Source organism: Bradyrhizobium sp. 23 (genome assembly GCF_023073295.1).
Lineage (GTDB): Bacteria > Pseudomonadota > Alphaproteobacteria > Rhizobiales > Xanthobacteraceae > Bradyrhizobium > Bradyrhizobium canariense_D.
Map to the genome: position 1 here is coordinate 1 of NZ_JADPJF010000112.1, position 664 is coordinate 664.

General features: G+C 63.1%; 1 protein-coding gene. It reads left to right on the top strand.

The genetic code is table 11. The annotated features are described in order from the left end of the window. Positions 1–664 (top strand): IS66 family transposase (locus tag IVB32_RS28575; protein ID WP_247412081.1); only part of this gene is annotated, 664 nt, incomplete at both ends.

Genomic DNA, 664 nt, shown 5'->3' on the forward strand with positions numbered 1-664 from the left:
GGTCAGCTCTGGACCTATGCTGCGGACGACCGGCCGTGGGGCGGCGCAGATCCGCCCGGCGTCGCCTATGTCTATGCCCCCGATCGCAAAGCCGATCGACCGATCGCTCATCTGGCAGGCTTCAAGGGGATTCTGCAGGTCGACGGCTATGCCGGCTATGGCAAGCTCGCCGAGCGTGGCGATGTTCGGCTTGCATTCTGCTGGTCGCACATGCGGCGTAACTTCTACGAGCTTGCCACACCCGGTCCGGCGCCCATTGCGAGCGAGGCGCTCAAGCAAATCGCCGAGCTCTATGCCGTCGAGAAGGACATCCGTGGCCGCAGCGCCGAGGGGCGCCGTCTCGTTCGGCAACAGAAAAGCCGACCGCTGGCGGAAGCGTTCGAACGGTGGCTCCGCGCCAAGCTTGCGCTGATCAGTCAAAAGGGCAAATTGGCAGACGCAATCCGCTATGCGCTCTCACGCTGGGAGGGCCTGACGCGCTTCATCGATGATGGCCGTATCGAGCTCGACAACAACGCCGTCGAGCGCTCGATCCGTCCGATCGCACTCAACCGGAAAAATGCACTGTTCGCTGGCTCCGACGGCGGCGCCGAGCACTGGGCCATCATCGCATCCCTGGTAGAAACTTGTAAGCTGAACGACGTCGATCCCCTTGCCTTCCTGA